The sequence below is a fragment of the Streptomyces sp. A18 genome (assembly GCF_059026065.1).
The window spans coordinates 50,750-77,470 of the sequence record NZ_JBWLKL010000034.1 but is presented as its reverse complement, the minus strand read 5'-3'; the positions used below and the strand labels follow the sequence as shown (position 1 = coordinate 77,470).

Sequence of the window (26,721 nt, the reverse complement as noted above, 5' to 3'; positions counted from 1 at the left end):
GGCCCTCTGTGCCCTCTGTGCCCTCTGTGCCCTCTGTGCCCTCTGTGCCCTCAGCAAGCGTGGTCACTGCTCCGCATCGCGGATCAGGAGTGCGATCTGTACGCGGTTTTCCACCGCCAGCTTGGCGAACAGGTTGCCGGTGTGAGCCTTGACGGTCGCGATGCTGATGTGCAGCCTCTGGGCGATCTCCGGGTTGCCGAGACCGTCCGCGATCGCCCGAGCGGTTTCGTGTTCTCGTTCGGTCAGCGCGGACAGCTTTGCCCGTGCGGCTTCGCGGGACAGTTCGCGTACGTGTGTGGATTGTGGTCCGGTGGCTGCGGCAATGACCCGAGCCGCGGCGGCCGGCGAGAGCACGGGCTCACCGGCCGCCACGGTCCGCACGGCGTCGAGAATCTGCGCCGGTCGGGTGTCCTTGAGGACGAACCCGAGTGCCCCGGCGCGCAGTGCGCCGAGCACCAGGTCGTCGGAGTCGAACGTCGTCAGCATGAGCACGCGGGGCGGCACCGCACGGGCGAGAAGTTCCCGGGTCGCACTGAGTCCGTCACGTACGGGCATGCGTACGTCCATCAGCACGACGTCCGGCTGTTGCTCGTCCACCGCGGTGATCGCGGCGTTGCCGTCGGCCGCCTCCGCCACGACGGTCAGGTCCGGTTCGCCGTCGATGACAAGACGCAGCGCCATACGCACCAGTTCTTCGTCGTCGACGATGACGACGCGCACCGGCTGCCGCTCGCTGTCCACTCAAGTTCTCTTTTCGTGGGTGGGGTTGGGCCAGGGTAGTTGTGCGGTGAGGAGGTAGCCGTGGTCGGGTGTGGGGTGGTGGTGGAGACGTCCGCCGGCCAGGCCTACTCGTTCGGTGAGGCCGAGCAGGCCGAATCCCGATGCCGGTCGTTGCGCCGTTCTTGGGGTGGCTGAGGAAGTGTCGGCCGAGGAAGTGCCGACCGGGGACGTGCTTGCCGGGGAGTTGCGGACGCTGACGTCCAGTTGGTCGCCCGCCGAACCGTCGAGGGTGACGCGTACCGGTGCGCTGGGGGCGTGCTTGGCGGCGTTGGTCAGTCCTTCCTGGACGACCCGGTAGCAGGTTCGTCCGACGAGGTCGGACGGTGTGCCCCGCACGGTGGTGGTGAGCGTGACGTCCAGGCCGGACGAGCGGGCGTCGGCCACCAGGTCGGGGATCCGGTCCAGGGAGGGCTGCGGGGGTTCCGGGTGGCCCGGTTCCGCCCGGAGCACACCCAGGACATCCCGCAGTTCTTCCAGCGCTTGGTGGGAGCCCTCGGCGATACCGCGGACCAGCACACGGTTCTCCTCGGCGTTGAGGTCCTTGCGGTGATCCAGCACTCCGGCCTGCATGGCGACCAGGGAGATCCGGTGCGCGAGTACGTCATGCATCTCGCGGGCGATCCGGTTGCGTTCCAGGGCGCGTGTCTGCGCCGCTCGTGCGGTCTGCTCCCGTTCCGCGCTCTCCGCCCGGTCCCGCAAGGAGCGCAGTTCGACACGGCGCGCGCCGACGGCCATGCCCACGGCCACCGCGATGCCCGCCGTCAGCGCGGGAAACGTGAGCTGGAGCCACCACGTACTGGGCGGACTCTGGACCGGATACACCTCAACGGCGAACTGTGCTGCGGTCACGTAGGCGAGCACGACGACCGCGATCTCCACCGGGCGGCGCCGCGTGGAGAGGGAGCCAAGCGCGACGAGCGCGGCGCCGGCGGCCAGCGCCGACGCGGTAGAGGCGATCGCGACGGTCATGGCGACGGCGAGCGGGAAACGCCGCCGCCATACGAGCGTGATCAGACAGCCGAGAGCCACCAGCGGGTCGCCGAAGTGGAACCAGGGGCCGGTCTCCTCCCCCTGCCAGTGCAGCAGCACACCGGTGTAGAGCCAGGCCGGGATGCCCACTGCCGCGGCTGCCGCCAGCCGCCAGGTCTGCTGCCACCACCCGAGCCGTGGCGCGACGTCCGTGTTCACCTGGCCATTGTCGCCAACCGGTGCGGCCGGCGAGTCAGCCCCAGGGCGGATGCGCCCTGGACCAGAGTCCAATGACCGCCTCGCCGGTGGTCGAAGACGTTCTCGCCCGGGGGCGAAGGCGTATCGGACCGCCGGGCTGATGTGCCGGACACGGCGCACGGAAAGACTCGTCCACGTGCCGAGACAACGGGATCCGAGACGGAAAAGAGACGCCATGCGCAAGGCTGGCCTCACGGCTCTCGAGGCGGCCGGCATGGCGGTCACAGCCCTGGCCGCCCAGGCGGTGATCCGCGGCTTGCTCGACCAGGACACCGGGCTGCTGTGGGGCGTCGTCGACTGGGCCCCCGGCGGCCGCACCGGCCAGCTGATCCTTCTCGGATGCATCGCGCTCGTCGCGATGGTGTCCGGAGGCTGGGCCCACACCCGCCGGGAATCGGACGCCCGACACGAGGGGCACTTGCCGACTCGCTCCCCGGCACCACCGACCTGAAACACCACCAACCCCGAGACACCACCAACCCGAGACACACCACCCGCCTGCGGCCCCAACGACCCAAGACGCCACGGCAATAGCAAGGCCGAGTCGGCCGCGGGCATCCCCGCCGCGCCACCGCGCCGCCGCGCCGCCGTGCGTCCTTCAGGAGGATATAGATGCCCAGATCCCTGTTCCTGTCTCTGGCCCTGGCCGCCACCACGGTGGTGGCGGCGACCGCTACCCCGGGAGTGGCATCGGCGGCGACGCCGGACACCCTGCGGTGGGGCCCCTGCCCAAAGGGCGTCGCCGCACCGCGCCTCGAATGCTCGACGCTCCAAGTCCCCTTGGACTACGGGCATCCGGACGGCCGCCACATCGAGATCGCGATCTCCCGGCTGGCGAGCGAGAACCCCGCGCAGCGCCGTGGCGTGCTGCTGACCGACCCGGGCGGACCCGGCGGTGCGGGGCTCGGCTACCCGGCCGTCCTCGCCGCCTCCGGGCTGCCGCGCAAGGTCCTCGACTCCTACGACGTGATCGGCTTCGACCCGCGCGGCGTCGGCCGCAGCACGCCGGTGACCTGCGATCTGACGCCCGCACAGCAGGCGCGCGGCAACTTCGCGCCGTACGCGCACACCGCCGCCGATGTCACGCGGGAAGCGGGGAACGCCCGAAGGGTCGCCGAGCAGTGCGCCTCCTCACGGACGGCGTGGATGCTGCCACACACCACCACCGCGAACACCGCGCGGGACATGGACCGCATCCGGGCGGCGCTGGGCGCGCCGAAGGTGTCCTACCTCGGGCACTCGTACGGCACCTACCTCGGAGCGGTGTACACCACCATGTTCCCGAAGCGCAGCGACCGGATCGTGCTCGACAGCAATCTGGGCCCCCGGGGCTACGACGTCACGGCCATGCGGCGGTTCGCGCGTGGCATGGACGACCGGTTCCCGGACTTCGCGGCGTTCGCGGCCGCGCGCCCCGAGTACGGTCTGGGCACCACACCGCGGCAGGTGACCGCGAAGTTCTACGAACTCGCACGGCGGTTGGAGGCGAAGCCTGTCCAGGGCATCGACGGGACGTTCTTCCGCGGGTTCACGTTCGACCGTCTCTACGCGGATGCGCTCATGCCCCAGATGGCAGAGTTCTGGCACGCGCTCGACACCGGCAGGCCGCTGCCGCCCGTCCCCCCGCTGCCGAACATGGAGAACCTCATGTCCGCGCGTTTCTACGTGATCTGCGGTGACTCGCGCTGGCCGGAGAGAGTCCGGGACTATCAGCGCAACGTCGCGGTCGACCGCGTGGCCCACCCGATGATCGGCGGGTCCACCGCCGGTATCGGACCGTGTGCGTTCTGGCCGGACAAGCGGGTCGAGAAACCGGTACGCATCGGTGACCGGGGCCCGTCGAACGTGCTCATGGTGCAGAACGAACGCGACCCGGGAACACCGCTGGCCGGAGCCAAGGAGCTGCGCCGCGCGTTCGGGAAGCGGGCCACGCTGGTGACCGCCGACCAGGGCGGTCACGGTGTCTACCCCTTCGGCCGCAACACGTGCGCGAACGACACGGTGACAGCGTTCCTGACCAACGGGCAGCGCCCGGCGCGCGACCTCACCTGCGCGGCCGAGCCGAGCGAATAGCGGGAGGGCAGACATGTTGAAGGAGTTGCGGCGCCGTCGGGCCGTACAGCGGGTCAAGCCAGGGGACGGGCGGCCATTGAAGCGTTTCCGATGGTGGCAGATGACCTTCCGCGCACTGTTCTATCTTCGGCTCACCCACGACGACGGACGGCAGACGGTCTACGCAGTCGACGTCAAGCATGCGGGGAACTCGTCGACCGGCGTGGTCGAAGCCCACCTCTACCGCGACGGCAGGCACCATGCCCAGTCCAGGCTCCCTGCCTTCTTTCCCGTGCCGGGCGGCACCGTCGAAGTGAAAGGGAGCGCCTTCGGGCTCAAGCGCTGCCACTACGTCACCGCCAAGGGGGCCGAGCACCAACTCACCCCGGATCGCGACTCCGCCGAAGGCCGCCGCGCGCACCTCGACGGCAAGCACCCCGCGCTGAGCCGCCTGATCGGCCTCCTCTCGTCGGTCCTGCTCGTCGTCGCCCTGGCGCTTCTCTTCTCCCAACTCGTCGAACCGGTCACAAAGATCGAGCCCATCGCCCGAAGCGTCGGGACCTTCACCTCTCCCGTCCGTCTGCCGGGCTGGACCAACATCGCGATCGGGCTATGCGCCGCGCTGGCCAGCACGGAGCGGGCACTGCGGCTGCGCTACCACTGGCTGCTCGACGGTGGGGTGGGCTGACGGGTACTCGTGGTGGGCCGACTGCCGGGTGCGCGTCCCCGAAGGTGCTGACTCAGCGGGTCATCCAACGGTCCGCTTCCCGCGCCCGCGGCTCCACGCCGGGGCACTCAGCCTGCGGCACCAACACCGCGATTCCCGCGCGTCGCGCCAGCGCGAGGGCCGTCGCCACGAATCCCTCGGAGAGGGTGAGGATCACGGTGTGGCTCGTCCGGCAGTGCCAGGCGACCAAGGCGCGTGCGAACTCCTCGTACGCCACCGGGTCGATCGCCAGTGTGTCCCGGTCGCCCCAGTACTTGCCCTTACCGATCCCGGACAGCAGCCGCCCTGGCACAGGGTAGCCGGAGGTCACATCGCCGCGGTGCTGACGGCGTTGCGGGTGAACGGGCCGTAGACGCCGAGGGGTTCTTCGATGGCGCGTGCCTGTTGCATGCGGGCGACCGCCGCCGCGACGTCGTGGCTGTAGTACCCGTCCACGGGGCCGGTGTAGAGGCGCAGTCGGCCCAACTGCTCCTGCAACTGCCGTACCGGGGTGCCGGTGCTGCCCACGTGCAGCACGCTCGACGCGGCGGCTGCGCTGTCGGCTGCCTGATGCGAGCGGGCAGGCGGGGCGCCGTGCCCGGTGCCCCGCGGGGAGCTGGGGTCTGGTGCGGGCTTGCTGGGCGGGACGGACGTGGAGGGTGGCGCCTTGTCGGGTACGGGCGAAGCCCCGTGACCCGGAGCGTGCGGTTGCTGCGCGGGAGGCGCGGCGTGCGGGCTGGTGGGGGCCGGGCGGTTGTGGGACTGGGCCAGGAGCCCGGCGGTGAGGACGAGCAGCGCCGCGGACGCATAGCCGTACGAGAGCGGTGGCAAGCCCCGTCTGGGTTTGGTCGCGCCATGGCGGGCCTGGGAGTGGAGCCGAGACTGCTGGCGCGTGGAGGCGGCTGCGCGGTGGCGTCCGTTTCCCTCGCTGCCCGGGGCGGGCCCCTCATGCGCGGGCGCCGTGTACGTCGGCCCGTCCACCGGGCGCGCCGCCCCGAACGCCGCACGCGAAGTCCGTTGCGACGTGCGCGTCGAAGTCTGCGTCAGGTAGGAGGCGAACGCGGGGTACGTGGACGGGTCTGGGACGGCTGCTTGGAAACTCACAAGATCGAACGTAAATGTCTGTGCGGCGCCGATCCCCCGCTGCCGACCCCGAACCGTGATCCTTAAGGCTGCGTTGAATGATGTCTCAGGGCCAGCTAAGAGAAGTGGGCGTGCGACGTGCTGTGGCGTGGGCGTCGCTGCCGGGCACGACGAACCATTGCCGGCCGTCGAAGAGTGGGGAGCCCGTACCCAGGCGCCGGGTAAATCCGTTTGCGTCCCCAGCCGGTTGGCCTACTCTGTCGGAGGTCATGTGCGGCGGGCCCCTGCCGCACCATTCGGCGCGTTCGGCGTCGATGCGTACCGCGTGCCCGGCCGGGAGGAGGTGGGAAACATGGACTGGACAACGAGTGTTGCGGCCATAGTTGCCCCCGGCCGTGTGCCCCCGTTCGGCGCGCGGTAGGACTCTCCGCCCCCTTGCGGCACCTCATGGTGGTGTCCGCTGTCTCGCGATCCCTTGTGTCGCGTCCCGGGGTGTAGGACCGCGCGTCTGCTCCTACACCTCCGACACGGAATGTGATCGCCTTGACCAAGCAGTCCTCCCCCGGGGACACCGTGCCCATGCCGGTCCCCGACACCACCGCGAACGCGGCCGAGTTGCCCGATCCGAAGCGATGGTGGGCCCTCGCCGTCATCGCGGGTGCCCAGCTCATGGTGATTCTCGACGGCACGATCGTGAACATCGCCCTGCCCTCCGTCCAGAACGGACTGGGCATGTCGGATGCGAACCGACAGTGGGTGATCACCGCATACTCCCTGGCCTTCGGCGGCCTGCTGCTCCTCGGCGGACGGATCGCCGACCTGGTCGGCCGCAAACGCACCTTCATGATCGGCTTGGTCGGCTTCGCCGCCGCCTCCGCACTCGGCGGCGCGGCCGACGGCCCCGGAACGCTGTTCGCGGCGCGGGCCCTGCAAGGGGCCTGCGCCGCCGTCCTGGCCCCCTCCGCACTGTCGCTGCTGACGACGACGTTCACCGACCCCGCCGAGCGCGGCAGAGCGTTCGGGATCTACGGCGCGCTCGCCGGGGGCGGCAGCGCCTTCGGGCTGCTGGTGGGCGGCCTGCTCACCGAGTACGCGACCTGGCGCTGGTGCCTGTACGTCAACATCCCCATCGCCCTGGCCGCCCTCTGCGGCGCGCTGGCCCTCCTCAAGGACCGTCCCGGCCAGCGCGGGGTGCGCCTCGACGTCCCTGGCGCGCTGCTCGCCTCCGGCGGGCTCGTGGCGATCGTGTACGGCTCCAGCGCCGCCGAATCCGCAGGCTGGGCCGACCCGTTGGTCCTGACCCTGTTCGCGACCGGCGTGATCTTGCTCGCCGTCTTCGTGTGGTGGCAGTCCCACGCCAAGCATCCGATGCTGCCGCTGCACATCGTCATGGACCGCACCCGTGCAGCGGCGTTCGCGACGATGGGCCTTGCCACCGTCGCCATGTTCGGCGCCTTCCTGTTCCTGACCTACTACCTCCAGGCCATCCTCGACTACTCACCCGTACGGACCGGACTGGCGTTCCTGCCGATGTCCGTCACGATCGTCATCGGCGCGACGCAGATCGCCGCCCGGCTCCTGCCCCACACCGCCCCCCGCAACCTGATGGCCCCCGGCATGCTCCTCGCGGCCGTCGGCATGCTGCTCCTGACCCGCCTGAGCGTGAACTCCGCATACACCACCGGAGTGTTGCCCGCGCTGGTGCTGCTCGGCCTGGGCATGGGACTGACGTTCATGCCGGTCTACGCGACGGCCACCGCCGGGGTCGCCCCGAAGGACGCCGGGGTGACGTCCGCGACCGTCTCCACCTTCCAACAGATCGGCGGCTCCCTGGGCACCGTCCTGTTGAACACGATCGCGTCGGCCGCCGCCACCCGCTACACCGACGCCCACCCGTCCCAGCGCCGAGGCCCGTCGGAGGGCATCGTGCACGGCTTCTCGGTTGCGGCCTGGTGGTCAGCGGGCGTCCTGCTCCTAGCGGCATTGGTCGCGGCCATGGCCAAGACGCCCAAGAACTCCTAACGAAATGATCTTCGAGGTGGTTGGACCAGCCGGGACCGATGATCCGGAGGGGCGGGGTGGCGCGGCGTTCAGCCCCGCACCCACTCTTCAGGGTCCATGCCTCCGCATTCATGCCGAGAGTTGGGACCTTGGTCGGCCCCTTCCCTGTGGCGCCCGACGGCATATCGGCGGCGTTCAGGTGGGGAATCAAAGGGAGCAGGTCTGTCCTATCCCTGAGCACAGGGTGGGGAAGTCCAACGAGCCTCATCACTGGGGTGCGGCGGTCACTGTTGCCTTGGCGCCCGACGCTCGGCGGCTGTCGGTGGTGGCCGTCAAGTCGGGGCTGGCGGCCCGTCAGAGTGCGGGCAGGGGGTCGATGACGGCGCCGGGGTTGAGGATCCCGACCGGGTCGAGGACCTTCTTGCCCGCCTGCAGGGCGGCGGCGAAGAGATCGGGGCGCTGCTGGTCGTACCAGGGCCGGTGGTCACGGCCCACCGCGTGGTGGTGGGTGATGGTGGCGCCCGCCGTGATGAGCGCCTGGGAGACGGATTGCTTGATCTGGTCCCACTGCTCCACGGTGCTGCCCCACCGTCCCGCGGCGTAGATGCCGAAGTACGGGGCGGGGCCGTCCGGGTAGACGTGGGTGAAGCGGCACGTCACCACGCCCTCCGCGCCGACCTGGCGCATGGCGTCCTGCGCGGCGTCGTGCACCGCCGCGCGCACGGCGTCGAACCGGTCCCAGGTGCAGGCCGTCTCGAAGGTTTCCACTATCATGCTCTGTGCGGCCAGCGCGTCCCGCTGGTACGGCATCCGCACGAACGAGGAGCGCCAGGTGTCGGCGGCAGCGGTGCGCGCCGCGCGGTCGGAGCTGTCGGTGTAGCGCGGCGGCTCGCCCAGCGTCCCGCCGTGGTCGCGGCACAACTCCAGCGCACGCTCCATGGCCGCGTCGACGGGGTGGTCCGCGGATTCGAAGCCGAGGACCAGGACGGCGGTCGCGGACCCCGCGTTGATCAGAGCCTCCATGGGGTCCAGCAGGCGGCAGTTGGCCGGGTTGAGGCCTGACTGGGACAGGGCGCGCACCGCTCGTACACCCGCGTCGTACTGGGCGAAGCCGACCGAGGCGCCCGCCCGCCACCGCGGCCGGTCCTGCAGGCGGACCCAGGCCTGGGTGATGACACCGAGTGCCCCTTCGGAGCCGAGGAACATGCGGTCGGGTGACGGGCCGGCGCCCGAGCCGGGGAGGCGGCGGGTCTCGACGACGCCTGCGGGGGTGACGACCCGCAGCGATTCGGTGAGATCGTCGATGTGGGTCAGGTGCGTGGCGAAGTGCCCGCCCGCCCGGGTGGCGAGCCAGCCGCCGAGGCTGGAGAACTCGAAGGACTGGGGGAAGAACCGCAGGGTGTATCCGCGGGGCCGCAGTTGCTCCTCCAGGCGCGGGCCCAGGACACCGGCTTGGACGAGCGCGGCGCGGCTGGTGCCGTCGATCTCCAGGACCTGGTCCATCGACGTGAGGTCGAGGCTGACCACTCCGGTGTACCGCTCCCCCACCCGGGGTTCGACGCCGCCCACCACCGAGGATCCGCCGCCGAAGGGTATGACCGCGATGTTCGCGTCGTGGCACCAGTCGAGTACGTCGACGACCTGGCCCTCCGAGGTCGGGCGTAGGACGAGGTCAGGCACGTGGGGCAGCTTGCCGAGGAGCGCCCGTACGACGTCGCGGAAGGCCTGCCCGTGACTGTGCGCCAGGCGGTCGCGCACCTGTGCGGAGACGAGCGCGGACAGTGAATCGGGCGCCTTGATCCTGCTCGTACCCACGCCGAACGCCTCGACCGGAGGGGCTTGATGGACGGTCAGGTCCGCGTTCGGCAGCATGTCGGCGGTGCGGCGGGTGAGCTCATCGCGCTCGGTTCCCGATACCGCGTCCTCGACGTTTCCCCAGCCCCACCATGAACGCGTCTTGCCCTTCATGGCCCGCACCGCCTATCTGAACGAAGGGTAAGTTACCTGGCGGTCACCCTGGCATAGGGTACGAGCATGGGCAAGCAGCAGGAGACGGGCGCACACGGCGTCGGTGCACGGGGAGTCGGCACCAAGGGGATGCCGCGAAAGGACCGGGAGCAGTTGATCCTGGACGCGGCGGCCGACGAGTTCGGCAGGAAGGGCTACGCCCGCGGGTCGACCGCGGAGGTGGCGGCGCGGGCCGGCATCACCAAGCCCATGATCTACGGGTACTTCGGCTCCAAGGACGGCCTCTACCTGACCTGCCTGGAACGCGCCGGCACGCGCCTGGTCACGGCCGTGAGGAACGCCCAGCAGGGCCCCTCCGACTTCACGCGCGCCGCACGCACCCTCACGGCCATCTTCCACGCACTCGAGTCACGCCTGCACGACTGGGAATTGATCTACGACACGACACTGCCTCCCGGCAGCGAACTCCACACCGCGGCCGGCGTCCACCGTCGCGAACTGAACCGCCTGGGCGCGGTCGGCGCAGCGGAGTTCCTCCATTCCACCCCGGCCGACGACCCCCTCGACGCCGACCTCGCCACACACCTCTGGTACGGGACGGTGAGCGCCGCGGTCGCCTGGTGGCGGCACCATCCCGAGCAGACGGCCACGCAGATGACGGAACGCTTCGGGCGGATCGTCACGAGGATCGCCCCGGAGGGCTGATCGGGCCGGAGGACTGATCGGGCCGACGACCGCACACTCTCACGCTAAAGTTGAGGTTGAGGGATGGGCGACAAGTCACTCGATGCGACCGTTACCCCCCCTCGGGCCTCCTGCGCTCTGCTCGGACATTCAGATGCGTCGCAAACCCAAATTCTCCTATTTTGCCCCACTCCACACTCGCCTTCTGTATCGAATTCCTGATGAGGGAACTTCATCGCTCCGCCTGCACTCCCCGGCCCACCCGGCCAAAGGTGCAGGGAACACGGGAAGAAGGAAGTGATCGGCCATGCAGAGCAGAAAACTGCGCGCCGGGTGGTGCGCCACCGTGGCGGCGGGCGCCCTCGCCGTGGCGGGAAGCGCAGCCACGGTCAGTAGTTCCCACGCCTCAGACGGCACCCCCCGCGCCTCGAACTTCAGCTCGTCATCGCAGTGGGACGGCCGCTCTCATTCGGCACCGGGAGTGGTGACCGGGTCGTCCGACGCGCCCGTCCGTGACGCTCCGAACCGGCATACCCAAGCCACATCCTCCCTGGCCCCGGGCACGCACATCGAACTCTTCTGCCAGACCAGCGGTGACCGGGTGCACGGGACATCGACCTGGTACTTCGACAACAACGCCCACGGGTGGGTCAGCGCCGCCCACGTCCAGCCCACTGCATGGCAGCCACCCGACTGCTGACCACAGCCGCTGGAACCGGCAGGCCCACCTCATACATCGTCGGCAGGCAGACGCCCCGCCCCGGGCGGTGAAGGCAGGATGTCCTGCTCGGCCCAGACCAGTTTGCCCGTGGGCGTGCGGCATGAACCCCAGCGCCGGCACAGCATGTTGATCAACTGCAGCCCCCGGCCACCCTCCTCGCTGAGGGACGGGTGCTGGATGTGCGGCAGGTCCGGGCCGGTGTCGGAGACCTCGATGACCAGCCGGTCATGGCGAAGCAGCCGCAGAGCGCCGGGGCCACCCCCGTAGCGCAAGGCATTGCCCACCAGTTCGCTGACCACCAGCTCCGTGGTGTCCGCGAGGGTGTCCAGATTCCACTGGCCGAGCTGCTCCTTGACCAGTTTACGGGCGGCGGATGCGGCCGTGGCGTCCGCGGGAAGGTCCCACACGGCCAGTTCGTCACCACTGAGCGGCCCGCGGCTGGTGGCAACCACCATGACGGCTTCGTCGAAGCGGGCCCGGTTGTCGGTCGAGTCCGTGAGCAGAGCGCAGGTGTCCAGCAGCCCGGGATCACCGCGCGCGACGGTGTCGCGCAGCCACCGCAACTGGGTGTCCACATCCTCGGTGCGCGTCTTGATCAGCCCGTCGGTATAGAGCATGAGGCGACTGCCGTCGGACACGGGAAGGTGGACCCGGTCGTAGGGGATGACGCCGGAGCCGAGCGGCGCTCCCGCCGGCACGTCGACGTGTGTGGTGTCACCCTCGGGGCTCACCAGAAGGGGTGGCGGGTGTCCGGCGCTGGCAAGGGTGTAACTCGCGGTGGCCGGATCGTAGACAGCGCACAAGCAGGTGGCGACCTGGTCGTCCTCCAGGTCGCGAGCGGCCAGATCCAGGCGGGCGAGGATGTGTTCCGGCGCGATGTCCAGGCTCATGAGGGTGCGGGCCACCGTGCGCAGTCGTCCCATCGTCGCGGCGGCCGACAGGCCGTGGCTCATGACGTCGCCGACGACCAGGGCGCTGCGTCCGCCCGGCAGGGCCACCACGTCGTACCAGTCACCGCCGACGCCGCTCGCATCTACCGGCGGGGCATAGCGGGCGGCTACATCCAGGCCCATGGTGTTCGGTGTGGCGCGCGGGAGGAGACTGCGCTGGAGACTGACGACGCGCTCGCGCTCCTGCTCATACAGGCGCGCGTTGTCCACGAACACAGCGGCCCGCGTGGCGAGCTCTGTCGCGAGCGCGACGTCCGTGGCGGTGAACGGTGGCCTGTTGCCTGCACGGACGAAGTCGGCAAGACCCAGCAGCACGCCTCTGGAGACCAACGGGACGGCCATGTAACTGTGCACACCCGCGCTGCGCATCTGCAGGGCGGCCTCGGGCGTGGGGGCAACCCAGCCGTAGTCGTCGGTACCCATCCGGCTGATGAGCACGGGCTCCAGATCGGTCAGACAACGGACCGAAGCGCTCTCGGGGTGGAAGGAGATGTCGCCGACCGGGTCGGGCTCCAGTCCCTCCAGCGCGTCGATGCTGACCACGGCGATGGCCCGGGTGAGCGGCGGCCGTGCGGCACTCGCTCGCTCGCCTTCCTTGCCGCACAGCACCGAGTCCAGCAGGTCGATGGCTGCGCCGTCCGCCAACCGTGGCACGGTGAACTCGGCCAGCTCGTACGCCGTTCGCTCCAGGTCGAGCGTGGTCCCGATCCTCGTGCCGGCCTCGCCGAGCCACTCCAGATGACGGCGGGCCGTGAACCGGTCGGCGAGCATGGCGGCCCGGCGGCGCAAGCCGAGCACAGCCGCCGCCCCGCTCCGTGCGAGGCGTGAGGAGGTTCGCCGGTCGCCTCCGTGCACGCCAACCTGCCTTCTTCCCGCGCATGAACCCGGACGTGATCGAGTATCTCGCCCTGAGCACGCTCCCGCTGTATCGATACGATCACGACGAAACGGAAGGCGCGCTGCCGTACTGGCCGTCACTGTCTCGACACAAGGGCCGTCCCGGACCCCCGCCCCCCTTCAGACCACGGACGGCGCCGACGACTGTGACGTACTAGCGGCGCCGGCAGGTCGGTCCGGTGTCGGCGAAGAGGGTGTCCACCTGCCCGGCCATCATCTATCTGCAGGTGGAGCACGTGGCGCTGGGGCAATGTGGGTGAGGAACCGGGCACGTCGGCATGCCGACGCAGAGGAGCAGGCGCCTCTCGGGTCGAATCGAGTCCGTGACGAATCCTGCGAGGCCATGGGTTCGCCTGCCACTGGGCGCCTTGAGCGGGCTGCTGGCCGGGTTCGCGGCACTCGCCGTGGCGGAGCTGGTGTCCGCCACGGTCCGGCCCGAAGCCGGGCCGGTCATCGCCGTCGGCGGGGCGGCCATCGACCGGACCCCGGCTCCCGTCAAGGACTGGGCGATCCGCCACTTCGGCGAAGACGACAAACTGGTCCTGCAGCTCGGGATCCTCGGCACGCTGGCGTTGCTGGCCGTCGTACTGGGCATCGTGGCGTTGCGGTTTCGCCGCGTCGGCGCGGCGGGGGTGCTGCTGTTCGGTGTGATCGGTGGGGCCGCGGCCCTGTCGCGGCCCGATTCATCGGGATTCGCCGACGCATTGCCCTCGGTGGCCGGGGCGCTGGTGGGCGCGGTGCTGCTGTACTTCCTCATCGGCCGCCTGAGTGCTGACGCGCGGCCCGTCCGCCCGGACGCGGGGCCGGATCGACGACGGCCCCTGGGAGGACGCCACACTCGCTGCCGAGGCGAACATCGACACCTGGCGTCAGTGGTCCTGCCCCTGGAAGGCGACCTCCGGAAGCCACACCCTGACCGTCCGTGCCACTGAACGCGGTGGGCAGGTACAGACCGAGAAGCGCACCGGCACCGTCCCTGATGGGGCCAGCGGCTGGCCGTCCGTCGTCGTCACCGTCGACTGAGGCGGGGCTGTTGCGCGTCGTCGACGAGGTGGGCGCTCCCGGTTCGCGGCTCCTTGTCTGCTGGCTCCGACTGGGCTTCATTCCTGTGCCGGAGTACCACTGGATTCTGTCCGCAGGTCACGTACGGAAGCTGGCCCAGATCCGCCGGTTTCACAGATCGAGGACGAGGCGTGGGCCGGCGGCGCGTGAGACGCAGATGAACATCGTGTCGTTGCAGGCCTGTTCAGCGGGGGTGAGGAGGGAGTCGCGGTGGTCCACCACCCCGTCGAGGACCACGGTCTCGCAGGTGCCGCATGTGCCCTCCTGGCATGAGGACAGGACCTGCACGCCTGCCTCCTCGACGCTCTGGAGGACCGTCTTATGAGGCGGGACGGTCAGCGTCACGCCGCTTCGGGAGAGCTCGACCTCGAAGGAAGCAGGCTCGACGTGGACAGGGGCCGACGAAGTCTCGTCGTCGTCCGCCCTCGCCTTCGGCGTGAATCGCTCGATGTGCAGCGTGCCCTCGGGCCAGGCGGCACACCGCTGTTCCACCGCGTCGAGCAGCATCTCGGGCCCGCAGCAGTAGACGAGGGTGTCGGCGGCGGGGCCGGCGAGCAGTCCTTCCAGGTCCAGGAGGCCGGTCTCGTCCTGGGGGCACAGTTCCACCCGGTGCGGATGGTCCAGGGCGAGCTGCCCCGCGAAGGCCATGGTGGCGCGGCTGCGCCCTCCGTAGACCAGGCGCCAGTCGGCTCCCCGCCGCTCGGCGACGGCGATCATGGGCAGGATCGGGGTGATTCCGATGCCGCCGACGATGAACAAGTAGCGCTCTGATTCAGCCAGTTGGAAGCGATTGCGCGGACCGTTCACCCGGACCGTGTCGCCGTCGGCCAGCTCGTCGTGCACGTAGTGGGAACCGCCCCGGCTCTCCGGCTCGCGCAGCACGGCCACTTGGAGGAGGGAGGTGTCCCCCGGGTCTCCGCACAGCGAGTACTGCCGTACGAGGCCGGGGCCCAGGACGAGGTCGATATGGGCGCCAGGGCTCCACGCGGGCAACCGCTCGCCGGAAGGATGGGCCAGGCTGAGCCGGACGACGCCCTCGGCTATGTACTCCTTGCGCACCAGGGTCAGGTCGAGTTCGGCCCCGGTGCGCGGAAGGCCCGTGATGGTCATGGGGATTCTCCTTTCGCGGCAGCGGAAGCGGGGACGGCAACGGGAGCAGGAGCAGGAGCGGAACCGGGGGTGAACTCCGGTGCGGGGCCCGGGCGGTGACCCTCGGGATGACCCAGCAGCCAGTCCCACAGCCCCACCGGGTCCTCGAACTCCCGTTGCGCGCCGCAATGGCAGACGGCCAGCAGCCGGTCGGTCCCCAACACCCAGTGGATGCGATAGACGTCGTCCCCGAAGAGGACAGGCGGGTGCGGCGGGATCAACGGGCCACCGCCCGGGTCTGCGTCGCGGGGTCCTCCTGGGCCAGACGGGCGAGGATACGGCGGGCGGCGAGCCCGCCGGTGTCGATGTTGATGCTCAGCTCCTGGTAGCCGGGGGGCTCGGTGTCCAGGGCCTTCTGCAGGACTTTGAGGGCCACGACGTCCTGCATGACCACCGTGTGGTTGCTGCCGCGCAGGAACTCGGTGACGTCCTGGTCGTCGAGGGCGAAGTCGCGGGCCACGGCCCAGAAGTCATACGTCGTCGTCTCCGTCGAGGGAGTGATGCCGTAGACGACCTCCACATGGAAGGCGTGCGGGTCGCTGCCGTCCACAGCCGGCTCGGGGGTGCCGACGGGCGCGATGCGCGAGTGGAGCAGGTAGAGACAGGGCGCGTGGTACTCGATGTCCTGCCAGCGGCTGATCCGGCCCTCGATGCCGGTGGACTTGGCGTAGAACGGAGGGCACTGAGCATCGTCCATGTGACGGCTCACGCGGATGATCCCGGCCGTGTCGTCGACCTCGGTGGTGATGGGTGTCTCGGCCACCTCGGGCGTGCCGATGTAGCCGCCGTGCAGGTACGTCTCGTGGGAGAGGTCCATGAGGTTGTCGACCAGCAGTCCGTAGTCGCCGTCGATCGGCTCCATGCCCGACACGACGGTGTACTCGGGCGCGTCCATCCACGGGGCGCGGGGCGGCAGGGTGCTCCCGGGCTCGCGATCGCCCATCCACACCCACACGAAGGAGTCCTGCTCGACCACCGTGTACGTTTTCAGGCGCGCCGTGCGCGGGATGCGCTGCTGGCCGGGTACGAAGACGCAGGCGCCGTCGGTCCCGTAGGTGAAACCGTGGTAGCCGCAGACCACGCGGTCGCCGTCCAGCCGGCTCGGCGGCTGCGACAGCGGGAAGCGCCGGTGCACACAGCGCTCCGCCATCGCCACCGCCTCGCCGCCCTCCGTGCGGTACAGCAGGATCGGCTCGCTCAGTACGGTGCGTGCGAGCAACTCGCGCCCCACCTCTCGGCCGTAGGCGGCGACGTACCACTGGTTGCGGACGAAAGCAGTCATGACGATTCCCTTCGGAGCGGGATGTTCGGAGCACCTCGGAGCCGGGCGTTCAGGCGCCATCGTGGAGTTGGCGCCCCCGGGCCACCAGAGGGGTTTCCGTATGCCGGGAAACATCTGTGCAAGGGGCCGGTGTACGGGTCGGCCCGCACGGCGGATCAGACCTGCGGCGCGGTCATGGCGCGGGAGATCGCTCGGGCACTCGTACAGACGAGCCGGGCCAGTGCGTGCGCGCTGGTGCTGCCCCGGTGCACCACCAGCGACACCGAGGCGATCACCGTTGCGCCGCGGTGCACCGGCGCGGCGACCGACACGGCGTCCATCGTGACCTGACGGTCGCTGACCACGTAGCCGTTGGTCCGCGCATCGGCCAGCATGCGCCGCAGCTCGCGCGGATCGGTGACCGTGCGTGGCGTGAAGCGCTTGAACGGGCCGGCGAGGGCCTGCTCCTGCACCTCGCCAGGGGCGTGCGCGAGCAGCACGAGGCCGACACCCGTGGCCGTGAGGGCGAACCGCCCGCCGACGCGCGTCAGCACGGGCACCGCACCGGAGCCCGCGATGCGCTCGACGAAGACGACCTCGGTGCCCTCGCGCACCGCCAGTTGAACGTTCTCGCGAGTGATCTGGGAGAGGTCCTCCAGGAACGGCAGGGCGCGCTCGCGCAGACCCTGCCCACGCGGCGCGAGGGAGGCGACTTCCCACAGCCGCAGGCCGACGCGGTAGCACCCGTTGTCACCGCGCTCCAGCGCGCCCCAGGCGGTGAGCTCGCCGAGCATCCTGTGCACGGTCGACACCGGCAGCCCGGACCGACGGGACAGTTGGCTCAACGTCATCTCCGGGCAGTCCGCGCTGAACGCACCGAGGATCTGCAAAGCACGGCCCAGCACCGGCCGCGCACCCGCCCCACAGCCGCGATCGCCGGTCATCTGGCCTCCTGCGTCCGCAGCGGATGAAGGCTCGTCATCGGGCTGCCGCGCCGCACGTACGAACGAGTCGTCCAAAGCGCCCTCACCGCTGTCCCGACGTGCATGACCATCCCGCCGCGCATGCGGGTCGGCGACCTGTCCCGAGCTGTCGCGGTCAGTGTGCAAGAAGTGAGCGCATTGCCCAACCCCCGCGCGAGGGCCGGGCCATGTCCGGGGGCGCCACCCTACCGACTCACACCCCAGCAGAATCCACGGATCTGTCCAGGTTGACCGCCGCACTGATCAGTGCCAGATGGGTGAACGCCTGCGGGAAGTTGCCCAATTGCTCACCCGTGGTACCGATCTGCTCGGCGTACAGACCCACATGGTTGGCGAAGGTGAACGTCTTTTCCAGCGCCAGCCGGGCCTCCTCGATCCGGCCACTGCGGGTCAGAGCCTCCACCCACCAGAAGGAGCAGATCGAGAACGTTCCCTCGGTGCCGTCCAGGCCATCGGGCGCCTCGGCGGGGTCGTAGCGGAACACCAGTGAGTCCACGACCAGGGACTCTTGGATGGCATCCATGGTGGAGAGGAAGAGCGGATCGCGTGGCGCAACGAACTTGACCATCGGCATGACCAACAGTGATGCGTCCAGCACATCGCAGTACGGCCCCTCTGCGTCACTGAGGCGCTGGACGAAACTGGCACGTTCTGTGTTCCACCCCTGCTCCATGATCTGGCAGTACATGGCGTCACGGGCAGCGATCCACCCTGCGAGGTCTGCGGGCAGTCCACGCTGGCGTGCCATACGCACCATGCGCTCGACAGCGACCCAGGACATGAGCCGCGAGAAGGTGTGACGCTGGCGGCCGGCGCGGGTCTCCCAGATCGACTCGTCCTTGCTGTCCCAGTTCCGCAGGAGCCAGTCGACGATCCGGGTGAGGTCCTGCCATGCCGTGGAGGAGATACCTGTCCCGTATTTGTTGAACAGGTAGATGGAGTCGACGAGTTCGCCGTAGACATCCAGCTGTAGCTGGCGGGTCGCCCCATTGCCGACGCGCACCGGCGCCGAGCCGCCATACCCCTCGAAATGCCGCAGTTCGCATTCGGGAAGCACCGCGCCACCATCGATGGTGTACATCGCGTGCAGCGGCCCCAACTCATCGTCCGCGCAGGTGTTGGCCAGACATCGCGTCAGCCATGCGACGAACGCTTCGGCCTCGTCCGTGAAACCCAGGCGCTGCAGTGCGTAGAGCGAGAAGGCGGCATCTCGGATCCACACGTAACGGTAGTCCCAGTTGCGTTCGCCGCCGATGCGTTCCGGCAGACCCAGGGTGGGTGCCGCGACGATCGCGCCGGTGGGCTCGTGGGTGAGGAGCTTGAGGGTCAGGGCGGAGCGGTGCACCATCTCGCGCCATCGTCCCTGGTACGTCGACCGCTTCAGCCACGCGCGCCAGAACACGACCGTACGGTCGAAGAGTTCTTCGGCCTCCCCCGGATCCAGCGGCCCGAGGGGACTGTCGGGCGCAGCGGTGCCCTCGACGTCCAGGACGAACAGGGCTTGGCCGCCCTCGCTGAGCTCGAACTCGCCGTGGGCGTCGCCGTCCTGGGCGGACAGACGCACATCACTGCGCAACTCCAGCGTCAGATGGTCGGAGATGAAGCGGACCCCGCCCTCGCCGGTCACGGCCTGGTGGCGGGCGCGTCCGTAGTCCAGACGGGGAGCGATCCGGGCGCGCATGCGCATGGTGCCGCGCACGGCCACCACGCGCCGTACCAACCGCTGGCGATGCTGCTCATCATGGGGGCGCAGTACCGGCATGAAGTCCTGCACCTCCACCATTCCTTCCTCGGTGAGGAATCGCGTGATGAGGATCGCGCTGTCGGGAACGTAGAACTGCTGCCGGGACGCCGTTGCACACATCGGCGCCAACTCCCAGACCCCGCCCCGCTCCGCGTCCAGGAGCGCCCCGAAAACGCTGGGCGAATCGAACCGTGGCGCGCAGAACCAGTCGATACGGCCGTCGGTCCCGACCAACGCGGCACTGCGCAGATCTCCGATCAGGCCATGCTCGGCGATCGGCAGATACGCGTGGCCTTGTGCGTCCTGGTCATTCACGCCTGTACCTTCCATCCGCGCCGGCACCAGAGCACACCCATCTGCCCCCATCGGCCAGGGCTTTTCTGACAAGCTTCGCATCGGCTGCACGATTCGGGGCGTAACGACCCTCCGGCACTCAAGGCGACCGGGCCCCGGTCCGCGGCCCTTGACCTGCCCGGTGAGTACCCAAGACGCCTACCGCACGTTGGCGTCGGCGACCCACGCTTGGACGTGGGACCAGACCTGACCTACGAGCTCAGGATTTTCGTGGAGGAGGAAGGCGGCAACACCGAGGACCAGCAGGCTGCTCAATTTGCTCCCGCCGGAGGCGGCCCTGTTGCCCTGAAGGTGGTTCCAGCGTTGGCGTGCCTCGACGTCGCGCTGGTGCTGTTGCATCGCTTGCTGAGCTGGGTCGAATGACATGATTCCCCCGTGGACCCCGTGAAGTGAACTCTATGGACGCCGAGACGCCATCGATGCCCTGGCGGTTCCTCTCCACGCCGACCTCACGCGGCAGGTGTAGCTCGTCCTCGGCCCGACGACGTAGGCGCCCTGCGCCCGGTCGCCCCACGGGGTTCTCGGGGCGTGCGAGGCGGCGTGCCACGCGCGGGCGAGCCCCGGCACGTGGCGCGCGCCGGGGGCTCACTCTGAGTGATGTGTCAGCGGTCCATCAGTGCGAACACGCCCCACCCGAGGCATTCGCGCTGGTATCTGGCGTGCTGGACGGGTCCCGCAGCGAGTTCCGCACGCATCTGGTCGGCGAGCTCGTCGTCGGGATTGGCATCCAGCCAGCGGCGGATGTTGAGCCACTGCGCCGCGACGTACCGGTCCCAGCTGTCCTGATCGGCAAGGACCATCTCGACGACATCACAGCCCAGAGCGCCGAACTGTTCGAGCAGTTCCGGCAGCGGGAGCAAGTCGTCCTTGCGGGCCAGGTGGCAGCCCTCGACGGTGGCCTGGTCCTCGGGCTCGCGACGCCAGTACGGTTCGCCGATCAGCATCATGCCGCCGGGAGCGAGACTGCGCCGCAGGAGTTCGACGGTGCCCGCCACGCCGGAACCGATCCAGGTGGCGCCGATGCAGGCAGCGATGCCGACCGGATCGTCGGAGACGTGGCCGGACGCATCCGCGTGTACGAAGCCGACCCGGTCGGCTACGCCCAACTCCACGGCTCGCGCGCGGGCGGCGCCGAGGAACACGGTGCTGATGTCCACCCCGGTGCCGGTCACACCATGGTCGCGGGCCCAGGTGCACAACAACTCACCCTTGCCGCAGGCGAGGTCGAGTACGCGGGTGCCCGGCGACGGACTGATGGCCTGGCCCAGGATGGCCAGTTTCTCGCTGGTAAATGGATTGCAGACGCGATGGCTGCTCTCGCGGATGGTGAAGCTACGTGGCAGATCCACTGTGGGGATTCCTTCGGTCCAAGAGGGTCATGACGGCTGGGGAAGGCGGCCGACGGAAGTTCGCCGCGATTACCTGAGCCGTCATCAAATGCACCTCTTCGGACGTGTGAAGGCTGGGACCGGTCAAAGGTACGGCCGCTGAGATCGTCGCGTCCATCGCATTTGGGTGCGGCTCGTTTCGAGCAATGCACACGGCCATAGGCTGAGTTCTATTCTCAGGGCATGCCAGCAGATGCGTCGCGCAGCCCACGTCGTCCCTATGTGGTGGCGCATACGGCCGTCTCCCTGGAGGGCGCGACCACGGGCTTCCCGCCGAGTGTGGGCCGCTTCTACGAGCTCGCTTCCACCTGGCAGGAGGACATCACCTTGGCCGGGGCCGACACGATTCTGGCCCAGGAGCAGACGCTGGCCGCAGCTGCGCGTCCCGGGCCTGCCACGGATGGGCCGCTCCTGGCCGTCGTGGACGGCAAGGGACGCATCCGGCAGTGGCAGGCGCTGCGCGACGTCGGGCACTGGTCGAACGTCATCGCCCTGTATGCGCAGGACACCCCGGCCCGCGTCCTCGACCGTGCCCGAGCTTGTCACCGGGTCCGAGCGGGTAGACCTGGCCGAGGCGATCAGCGAACTCGGGCGGCGTGAGGGTGCCGAGGTCGTGCGAGTGGACAGCGGTGGTGCCCTTACCGGCGCGCTGCTGGAGGCAGGGCTGCTGGACGAGGTGAGCCTGCTCGTTCATCCTTGCCTCGCCGGTTCACGAGTCCGGCACTTCTGGTACGGATCGGCGTCCCACCCTGCTGACGTGCTGGAGCTCGTCGACAGTCAAGCCTTCGACGACGGCCTGGTCTGGTTGCGCTACCGCCTCGCCGGACGGCCCACCGCGGACCATCCGGGGCTCCCATGAGGGGATCGCACCCATCGCATCTCACGCCCTGCCGAGAGGCTCATCATGCAATTGCGTAGCGGAACAGGCCGGTGGGGTCGTACCGGCGCTTGACCTCGGTCAAGCGCTCATAGTTGCTGCCGTAGTAGGCGTGCTGCCAGTCGCGGAGATCCGGGTCGGGGAAGTTGACGAAGGCCGCGTCGGTCTGGAGGCGGTGGCGGAGCGTTCGGTGCATGGCGCGGGTCTGCTCCAGCAATGCGGCCACCTCGGCCGGTGCAGGGCCGGGCTTCCACTGCGTACCGAAGTCGATCACGAAGGTGAACGACAGCTGATCCGTCATCCAACACAGCGTGACTCACTTCTGGGCGCGGCTCTCAGCCACGTACCGCAGGAGTCGGCCCACCTCCGCGTGGACGACGTGATGATGCCCTCCCACCGGGGCGTCGTCGGACCGGAAGAGGGAAGAGGCATCCACGTTCGTGTAGGGCATTTCATTCAGATTTCCCACCTCCGCTTCGTTCAACGTGGTGTTGGGAGGGCCGTCGATGCCCTGGATCCCGTCGAAGCCCAGAGCGCCCCACTTACGGCTCATGGTGGCCGGCTCCGCGGAGTCGCCGACCATCTGGGACGACAACGGATACATCACGCCCAGATGAGCATCGAGATGGGAGAAAGTGCAGATCAAAGGGCCCTCGACCAGTCGCCGCTGATTCCACAACGCGCCGTGCCCCGATACCTGTTGGGGCAGGCTGTCGGCGAAGACGAAGTGGGACATCTCTGCCTGCAGTAGCGTCAAGGACGCAAGCCTCACCGAGTCCGAACCCTGTACTTCCAGGCCGCGCAGCGAGAATCCGGCCAGGCGGCCGCCCAGCCCGTGGCCGACCAAATGGATACGCGCATCGCATGCGTCCACCAAGGCCGCCAGGCAGGGACCTAGACCTGCTTGCCCCACCACTCCCGCGCGGCGGCGCAGCACGTGACGCACCACTTGGCGGAACAGTTCATGAGCCCCGCGCCACAAGTTCACGGAATCCTGACGGTGAAGTTCCTGCCCGACAGGGCCACCAGCGGCGACCGTGCCTGTTCTGGTCACCCGGTCGCTGAGCGGCGTGGCGGGCCTGTGTCCCGCCACCCGGATCTCGGGGAGGGTGCCTGCTCTGGAGGCCGGGGGGCCGGAAACACCGGTCCCGGCCTCGTGACGGGCGGGTTCGCCCGATTTCTCGTCCACCGGGCCGGTCAAGTCATCTATCGCGGCGGCGAATTCGCTGCACATCGTCTTCGTGTCCTCGAACAGCATGAGCGGGTCGGACTGCGGCAGCACCTCGCCTTCCGTGTCCGCGGCGAATTCGGTCAGTGGGTCCTGCAGCGGCGTCTCCGCAAGTCGGCGCAGCGCCGACCCCAGGTCGTCGAACGCCCCCTCGTGAACGGGCTGATCGTTGAGCAACCCGGCGATCTCGGCCAACGGGGCAGCGCTGTCGGGTAGATGCCGCACCAGATCGTCTCTCATGGCCCGGCTGATACCGGGGCATCCGTCACGTTCACGCTGCGTCTCTTGTTCCGCGAATCCCGGGGTTCCTTCGTCCCTGAAACACAGCGACGGCCACCGCACTTGGAGACAACCCACCGCGGCTGAGTCTTCTCCCCACGCGTCGGCGAGCATGGTGCGAAACGCGTCATCGACGGCTGCGGCCACCGCCTCATCGTTATTGGCGCCGTGCACCAGCACGTACAAGTCCCGTATTCCGCTGTCTTGTACAGCCTCGTGCACCCTCTGCACCTCGGCTTGATCGAACTCGGCCCGTCGGCCGAAATGCAGCGCACCGAGGTCGTGTAACGCATTCTGTTGCGACATGGGGGCTCACTTCACTGAGACGCCGCTCATGCGGCTGTTCGTTGGCGGGATCAGGCCCTGCGGTATGAGTCACCGCCGTTGAGGAATGCGACCCCGCCGGGCGAGGAACTCCCGGTTCCCCGCCCGTGTGAAGTGCACTCGCCGTGCGGCGCGGATTACGCAGTTTCTACGCTGCTGACGCTCATCAGGAGCAGACGGCTTCCCGGCAGACGTACCGGCGCGTCAACGGCAGCCCGAGTTCGGCAGCACACAGATCCGGCTGCGTCCCGAGGCCGCTGACGATCCACTGCTGTACGGGCTCGGCGCGACGGTTCCCGCGATCCAACGGCACGTGGCCGCGATCGCCGAACTCCCGCCGGGTGCCTCCTGGCCGGCGTCCAGCACCTCCTGCCCCACCAGGCGTTCCGGGTCGGGCCACGGGCCTGGAGCGTGCAGTTTCACCCAGAGACACAGGCATCATCGCCTGCCGGAGGCCGCCGGTCATCGCCTCGGGGGACTGTGGTGCCAGAGGGGCCGTAAGGCGCCAAGGGGCGGTGGGGGGCGCCTGGGGGCCCTGCCGTGCTCCGGCGCTACGGTGCGGCTGTGGTCCCGGCGACGACGGCCGTCACCGGCAGGCTCGATGAGCGGATCACCAGCTCGGGCTTGAACACCAGGCTGGTCGGCGCAGCGCCGTCGGTGACCTCGCGCAGGAGGAGTTCGGCGGCCCGCCTGCCGATCGCGCGGGCGGGTTGACGCACCGTGGTCAGGGCGACGCCTGCGGTCTCGGCGAAGTCGATGTCGTCATAGCCGACGATCGTCAGGTCGTCGGGGACGGCCACCCCCAGCCGGGTCGCGGCGTTCACCGCGCCGATCGCCAGCAAGTCGTTGGCGCAGAACAGGGCCTGCGGGCGGCGGTCTGCCGGGCGGGCCAGGAGCTCGCCCAGCGCCGCCGCCCCCGCACGGATGGTCAGCTCCGGGGCGGCGACGACGTCGATCTCCCCGCCGCGGAAGGTCGACCGCAGGCCGTGCAGGCGGTCGGACACCTGGCGCAGGGTGTGCGGTCCGCCGATGTACGTGACGCGCTCGTGCCCGGCGGCCGTGAACAGCTCGCCGACCAGCGCGCCTCCGTGGACGTCGTCGACGGACACGGAGGCGAACCCCGGTCCTGCCGGGACCCGGTCTACGAACACCACGGGCGGGCTGTTGCGCCGGGCGGCCAGCAGCTGCGCGGCGACCGCCTCCTGGATGGGTGAGAGCAGGATTCCCAGGACCCGCTGCTGGCCGAGGTACTGCAGATGGGCGGCCTCCCGCGCCGGGTCACCGTCGCTGTTGCAGACGATCACCTGCGCGCCCTGCTCGGCGGCCACGTCCTCGGCGCCGGCGATCAGGTCGGCGAAGAAGGGGTTGGCGATGTCCAGGACCACCACCGCGATGGTGCGGCTCTGCCCCGCACGCAGCTGACGGGCAGGCTCGTTGCGGACGAACCCGAGTTCGTCGATCGCGTGCTCGACTCGTTCGCGCAGTTCCTGGCTGACCCGGTCGGGATGGTTGAGGACGTTGCTGACCGTGCCCAGGGACACACCCGCGAGCCGCGCGACATCCTTGATGTTGCTCATCGTCCCCTCCGGTCGCTCCGACCGGCCACCTTACCGGGAAGGCAACAACGTCAGGCGTGGGCCGGAGCGGTCTCGCGGGTGTCGTCCGTCGCGCGCTCGGAGAGCACCTCTCCGTAGCGCTCCACCTCGATGTCCTCCAGGCTGCGGCCCTGGGTGTTGGGTGCCCAGAGTGCACCGATGACCAGGGAGAGGACCAGCAGGCCGATCATGACAAGGCCGACGGCGGGGACGCCCTGGTCGGCCAGCATGGTCGGGAAGTAGTAGCTGAGCAGGCCGATCGACACGCGGGCGGCGAAGAACAGCAGACCCTGGGCGCTGGCCCGGTACGGGGTGGCGAACAGTTCGCTGGTCCACACCGCGTAGAAGGCCTGGGAGCCGATGCCCGCCGAGACGCCCCAGCAGACCGCGAACAGCATCAGGACCGGCAGCGAGGCACTGACGAACACCAGCAGCACCCAGGCGACGATGCCGAGCACGGCGCCCACCGTGTAGAGCAGGCGGCGGCTGATCCGGTCGCCGAGCTGCATGAAGCCGAAGTAGGTGGCCAGCACGGTGAAGGACCACATCAGTACCTGGAGCAGGTTCTGCCCGGCGGTGCTCTCCACGCCCGCGGTCTCGTACACCCGGGGCATGAAGATCCCCATCTGTCCCGCGACCACGCCCCAGAAGCCGTAGATGCCGAAGAGGAACAGCAGGGCCTTGACGTTGAGCCGGTTGGAGAACAGTTCCCGCAGGCCGCGGGTGCGGCCTGCGTCCGCGCTGTCCCGGCTGGAGGTCCACTTGGCCGACTCGCTCAGGCCCTGGCGGATGTACCAGACGGCGAAGGCGACGACGAACAGGTGCAGGAAGATCAGACGGCTGCCGAGCAGGCCGAGCGGCCCGGTGAGCACGACCGCGAGCAGGAACCCGATCACCGGGCCCATCGACCAGGCCAGTTGGGCCGTTCCGACGTGTTTGGCGCGCCGCTCGGGCGGTGCTTCCTCGGCGATGTAGGTCCAGGAGGCGGGGACTCCCGCTCCGACGGCTATGCCGGTGATCACGAAGGCGACGAGCAGCATCCCGTAGCTCACCGCGAACGCCGCGAGCAGTACGCCGAGCATATACAGGAGCAGGTCGTACGTGTAGATGAACTTGCGGCCGTAGCGGTCGCACAGCGGGCCGCCGATCGCGGCGCCGACTGCGGCGCCGAACGCGTTGGCGCTGATCGCGGCGAGCAGGCCGACCGCGAAGTCGTCGACGCCGAAGCGTTCTTGCCACAGGGTGAGGCTGGTGGCGATCGCGATGATCGACCCTGCCTCGATGTAGTTGGACATGGCGACCGAGATGGTCGCCTTCCAACCGCTGGTGTTCTTGCTCCCGATGCGCATCGTCGCTGCCTCTCAGCAGTGGTCGGGCGGAAATGCGGGCAGACGTGACCGGCGGTTTC

24 protein-coding genes and 2 pseudogenes are annotated in these 26,721 nt (G+C 69.3%); 11 read left to right on the top strand and 15 right to left on the bottom strand.

Annotated elements, in window-relative coordinates:
- Positions 1–63: 63 nt before the first annotated feature.
- Entirely contained in the window at positions 64–741 is a 678-nt protein-coding gene (locus tag AC5P1C_RS34470; RefSeq protein ID WP_493869912.1) for a response regulator transcription factor, read from the bottom strand.
- A complete protein-coding gene (locus tag AC5P1C_RS34465; protein WP_493869911.1) occupies positions 742–1,968 on the bottom strand; it encodes a sensor histidine kinase in 1,227 nt (408 codons plus the stop codon). It abuts the gene before it with no gap.
- A gap of 214 nt (positions 1,969–2,182) precedes the next feature.
- On the opposite strand from AC5P1C_RS34465, the gene AC5P1C_RS34460 reads away from it, so the two are divergent.
- From AC5P1C_RS34460 to AC5P1C_RS34450, 3 genes are all read left to right on the top strand, one after another.
- On the top strand, positions 2,183–2,458 hold the full coding sequence (locus tag AC5P1C_RS34460; protein ID WP_493869910.1) for a hypothetical protein: 276 nt from the start codon (positions 2,183–2,185) through the stop codon (positions 2,456–2,458).
- 161 nt (positions 2,459–2,619) lie between these two features.
- The gene (locus AC5P1C_RS34455) at positions 2,620–4,080 is read left to right on the top strand and encodes an alpha/beta hydrolase (RefSeq protein ID WP_493869909.1); all 1,461 of its coding nucleotides are present in this window, start codon (positions 2,620–2,622) and stop codon (positions 4,078–4,080) included.
- Positions 4,081–4,093: 13 nt separating this feature from the next.
- Entirely contained in the window at positions 4,094–4,747 is a 654-nt protein-coding gene (locus AC5P1C_RS34450; protein ID WP_493869908.1) for a hypothetical protein, read from the top strand.
- A gap of 52 nt (positions 4,748–4,799) precedes the next feature.
- Here the strand turns inward: AC5P1C_RS34450 and AC5P1C_RS34445 are convergent, their stop codons facing one another.
- Both AC5P1C_RS34445 and AC5P1C_RS34440 read right to left on the bottom strand, forming a co-directional pair.
- Complete coding sequence (locus AC5P1C_RS34445; protein ID WP_493869907.1) at positions 4,800–5,096, bottom strand: DUF6086 family protein; 297 nt, start codon at positions 5,094–5,096, stop codon at positions 4,800–4,802.
- Positions 5,093–5,596, bottom strand: coding sequence for a peptidoglycan-binding domain-containing protein (locus AC5P1C_RS34440; protein WP_493869906.1), 504 nt, complete (start codon positions 5,594–5,596; stop codon positions 5,093–5,095). The genes AC5P1C_RS34445 and AC5P1C_RS34440 overlap by 4 nt, the downstream gene beginning before the upstream one ends.
- A gap of 831 nt (positions 5,597–6,427) precedes the next feature.
- Between AC5P1C_RS34440 and AC5P1C_RS34435 the strand changes: the two genes are divergently transcribed.
- A complete protein-coding gene (locus tag AC5P1C_RS34435) occupies positions 6,428–7,870 on the top strand; it encodes an MFS transporter (RefSeq protein ID WP_493869923.1) in 1,443 nt (480 codons plus the stop codon).
- 333 nt (positions 7,871–8,203) lie between these two features.
- Here AC5P1C_RS34435 and AC5P1C_RS34430 read toward each other — a convergent pair whose 3' ends face one another.
- Entirely contained in the window at positions 8,204–9,817 is a 1,614-nt protein-coding gene (locus tag AC5P1C_RS34430) for an FAD-binding oxidoreductase (RefSeq protein ID WP_493869905.1), read from the bottom strand.
- Positions 9,818–9,883: 66 nt separating this feature from the next.
- Between AC5P1C_RS34430 and AC5P1C_RS34425 the strand changes: the two genes are divergently transcribed.
- Together AC5P1C_RS34425 and AC5P1C_RS34420 are read left to right on the top strand one after the other, a co-directional pair.
- Positions 9,884–10,522, top strand: a complete 639-nt coding sequence (locus tag AC5P1C_RS34425; RefSeq protein WP_493869904.1) for a TetR/AcrR family transcriptional regulator — start codon at positions 9,884–9,886, stop codon at positions 10,520–10,522.
- 286 nt (positions 10,523–10,808) lie between these two features.
- Positions 10,809–11,201 (top strand): hypothetical protein, encoded by a 393-nt coding sequence (locus AC5P1C_RS34420; protein ID WP_493869903.1) that lies wholly within the window; start codon positions 10,809–10,811, stop codon positions 11,199–11,201.
- A 29-nt stretch (positions 11,202–11,230) separates the two neighbouring features.
- Here AC5P1C_RS34420 and AC5P1C_RS34415 read toward each other — a convergent pair whose 3' ends face one another.
- The gene (locus tag AC5P1C_RS34415; protein WP_493869922.1) at positions 11,231–12,943 is read right to left on the bottom strand and encodes a SpoIIE family protein phosphatase; all 1,713 of its coding nucleotides are present in this window, start codon (positions 12,941–12,943) and stop codon (positions 11,231–11,233) included.
- 404 nt (positions 12,944–13,347) lie between these two features.
- Here AC5P1C_RS34415 and AC5P1C_RS34410 point away from each other — a divergent pair.
- Positions 13,348–13,884 (top strand): annotated as a pseudogene (locus tag AC5P1C_RS34410) (molybdopterin-binding oxidoreductase); the annotation flags it as partial.
- A 358-nt stretch (positions 13,885–14,242) separates the two neighbouring features.
- Here the strand turns inward: AC5P1C_RS34410 and AC5P1C_RS34405 are convergent.
- The 4 genes from AC5P1C_RS34405 to AC5P1C_RS34390 all read right to left on the bottom strand — a co-directional run bounded on the left by AC5P1C_RS34405 (position 14,243) and on the right by AC5P1C_RS34390 (position 19,598).
- Positions 14,243–15,241 carry a PDR/VanB family oxidoreductase gene (locus tag AC5P1C_RS34405; RefSeq protein WP_493869902.1) on the bottom strand — a complete coding sequence of 333 codons (999 nt, stop codon included), beginning with the start codon at positions 15,239–15,241 and terminating at the stop codon, positions 14,243–14,245.
- 256 nt (positions 15,242–15,497) lie between these two features.
- Positions 15,498–16,562, bottom strand: a complete 1,065-nt coding sequence (locus tag AC5P1C_RS34400) for a Rieske 2Fe-2S domain-containing protein (protein ID WP_493869901.1) — start codon at positions 16,560–16,562, stop codon at positions 15,498–15,500.
- A 155-nt stretch (positions 16,563–16,717) separates the two neighbouring features.
- Entirely contained in the window at positions 16,718–17,485 is a 768-nt protein-coding gene (locus AC5P1C_RS34395) for an IclR family transcriptional regulator (RefSeq protein ID WP_493869900.1), read from the bottom strand.
- Between the two features lie 232 nt (positions 17,486–17,717).
- A complete protein-coding gene (locus tag AC5P1C_RS34390; protein ID WP_493869921.1) occupies positions 17,718–19,598 on the bottom strand; it encodes a glycoside hydrolase family 15 protein in 1,881 nt (626 codons plus the stop codon).
- Between the two features lie 198 nt (positions 19,599–19,796).
- Here AC5P1C_RS34390 and AC5P1C_RS34385 point away from each other — a divergent pair, with 198 nt between their 5' ends.
- On the top strand, positions 19,797–19,985 hold the full coding sequence (locus tag AC5P1C_RS34385) for a hypothetical protein (protein ID WP_493869899.1): 189 nt from the start codon (positions 19,797–19,799) through the stop codon (positions 19,983–19,985).
- Positions 19,986–20,224: 239 nt separating this feature from the next.
- Here AC5P1C_RS34385 and AC5P1C_RS34380 read toward each other — a convergent pair whose 3' ends face one another.
- The gene (locus AC5P1C_RS34380; protein WP_493869898.1) at positions 20,225–20,971 is read right to left on the bottom strand and encodes an SAM-dependent methyltransferase; all 747 of its coding nucleotides are present in this window, start codon (positions 20,969–20,971) and stop codon (positions 20,225–20,227) included.
- A 222-nt stretch (positions 20,972–21,193) separates the two neighbouring features.
- Here AC5P1C_RS34380 and AC5P1C_RS34375 point away from each other — a divergent pair, with 222 nt between their 5' ends.
- Together AC5P1C_RS34375 and AC5P1C_RS34370 are read left to right on the top strand one after the other, a co-directional pair.
- Positions 21,194–21,610: a hypothetical protein gene (locus tag AC5P1C_RS34375; protein WP_493869897.1), complete on the top strand. Its 417-nt coding sequence runs from the start codon at positions 21,194–21,196 to the stop codon at positions 21,608–21,610.
- Positions 21,540–21,869 carry a dihydrofolate reductase family protein gene (locus tag AC5P1C_RS34370; protein WP_493869896.1) on the top strand — a complete coding sequence of 110 codons (330 nt, stop codon included), beginning with the start codon at positions 21,540–21,542 and terminating at the stop codon, positions 21,867–21,869. The genes AC5P1C_RS34375 and AC5P1C_RS34370 overlap by 71 nt, the downstream gene beginning before the upstream one ends.
- Positions 21,870–21,912: 43 nt before the next feature.
- On the opposite strand, the gene AC5P1C_RS34365 is transcribed toward AC5P1C_RS34370, so the two are convergent.
- A complete protein-coding gene (locus tag AC5P1C_RS34365) occupies positions 21,913–22,188 on the bottom strand; it encodes a BBE domain-containing protein (RefSeq protein WP_493869895.1) in 276 nt (91 codons plus the stop codon).
- Positions 22,189–22,203: 15 nt separating this feature from the next.
- The gene (locus AC5P1C_RS34360) at positions 22,204–23,700 is read right to left on the bottom strand and encodes a hypothetical protein (protein WP_493869894.1); all 1,497 of its coding nucleotides are present in this window, start codon (positions 23,698–23,700) and stop codon (positions 22,204–22,206) included.
- A gap of 229 nt (positions 23,701–23,929) precedes the next feature.
- Between AC5P1C_RS34360 and AC5P1C_RS34355 the strand changes: the two are divergent.
- Positions 23,930–24,159 (top strand): annotated as a pseudogene (locus tag AC5P1C_RS34355) (glutamine amidotransferase-related protein); the annotation flags it as partial.
- Between the two features lie 110 nt (positions 24,160–24,269).
- Here AC5P1C_RS34355 and AC5P1C_RS34350 read toward each other — a convergent pair.
- Positions 24,270–25,295: a LacI family DNA-binding transcriptional regulator gene (locus AC5P1C_RS34350; protein WP_493869893.1), complete on the bottom strand. Its 1,026-nt coding sequence runs from the start codon at positions 25,293–25,295 to the stop codon at positions 24,270–24,272.
- Positions 25,296–25,345: 50 nt separating this feature from the next.
- The gene (locus tag AC5P1C_RS34345; protein WP_493869892.1) at positions 25,346–26,662 is read right to left on the bottom strand and encodes an MFS transporter; all 1,317 of its coding nucleotides are present in this window, start codon (positions 26,660–26,662) and stop codon (positions 25,346–25,348) included.
- Positions 26,663–26,721 lie beyond the last annotated feature (59 nt).

Coding starts and splice junctions, on each gene's coding strand:
- AC5P1C_RS34435 (WP_493869923.1), top strand. CDS start 6,428: ATGCCGGTCCCCGACACCACCGCGAACGCGGCCGAGTTGCCCGATCCG.
- AC5P1C_RS34360 (WP_493869894.1), bottom strand. CDS start 23,700: ATGTCGCAACAGAATGCGTTACACGACCTCGGTGCGCTGCATTTCGGC.
- AC5P1C_RS34350 (WP_493869893.1), bottom strand. CDS start 25,295: ATGAGCAACATCAAGGATGTCGCGCGGCTCGCGGGTGTGTCCCTGGGC.
- AC5P1C_RS34425 (WP_493869904.1), top strand. CDS start 9,884: ATGGGCAAGCAGCAGGAGACGGGCGCACACGGCGTCGGTGCACGGGGA.
- AC5P1C_RS34390 (WP_493869921.1), bottom strand. CDS start 19,598: ATGGAAGGTACAGGCGTGAATGACCAGGACGCACAAGGCCACGCGTAT.
- AC5P1C_RS34400 (WP_493869901.1), bottom strand. CDS start 16,562: ATGACTGCTTTCGTCCGCAACCAGTGGTACGTCGCCGCCTACGGCCGA.
- AC5P1C_RS34420 (WP_493869903.1), top strand. CDS start 10,809: ATGCAGAGCAGAAAACTGCGCGCCGGGTGGTGCGCCACCGTGGCGGCG.
- AC5P1C_RS34455 (WP_493869909.1), top strand. CDS start 2,620: ATGCCCAGATCCCTGTTCCTGTCTCTGGCCCTGGCCGCCACCACGGTG.
- AC5P1C_RS34460 (WP_493869910.1), top strand. CDS start 2,183: ATGCGCAAGGCTGGCCTCACGGCTCTCGAGGCGGCCGGCATGGCGGTC.
- AC5P1C_RS34415 (WP_493869922.1), bottom strand. CDS start 12,943: ATGCTCGCCGACCGGTTCACGGCCCGCCGTCATCTGGAGTGGCTCGGC.
- AC5P1C_RS34430 (WP_493869905.1), bottom strand. CDS start 9,817: ATGAAGGGCAAGACGCGTTCATGGTGGGGCTGGGGAAACGTCGAGGAC.
- AC5P1C_RS34395 (WP_493869900.1), bottom strand. CDS start 17,485: ATGACCGGCGATCGCGGCTGTGGGGCGGGTGCGCGGCCGGTGCTGGGC.
- AC5P1C_RS34345 (WP_493869892.1), bottom strand. CDS start 26,662: ATGCGCATCGGGAGCAAGAACACCAGCGGTTGGAAGGCGACCATCTCG.
- AC5P1C_RS34375 (WP_493869897.1), top strand. CDS start 21,194: ATGCCAGCAGATGCGTCGCGCAGCCCACGTCGTCCCTATGTGGTGGCG.
- AC5P1C_RS34450 (WP_493869908.1), top strand. CDS start 4,094: ATGTTGAAGGAGTTGCGGCGCCGTCGGGCCGTACAGCGGGTCAAGCCA.
- AC5P1C_RS34365 (WP_493869895.1), bottom strand. CDS start 22,188: ATGACGGATCAGCTGTCGTTCACCTTCGTGATCGACTTCGGTACGCAG.
- AC5P1C_RS34405 (WP_493869902.1), bottom strand. CDS start 15,241: ATGACCATCACGGGCCTTCCGCGCACCGGGGCCGAACTCGACCTGACC.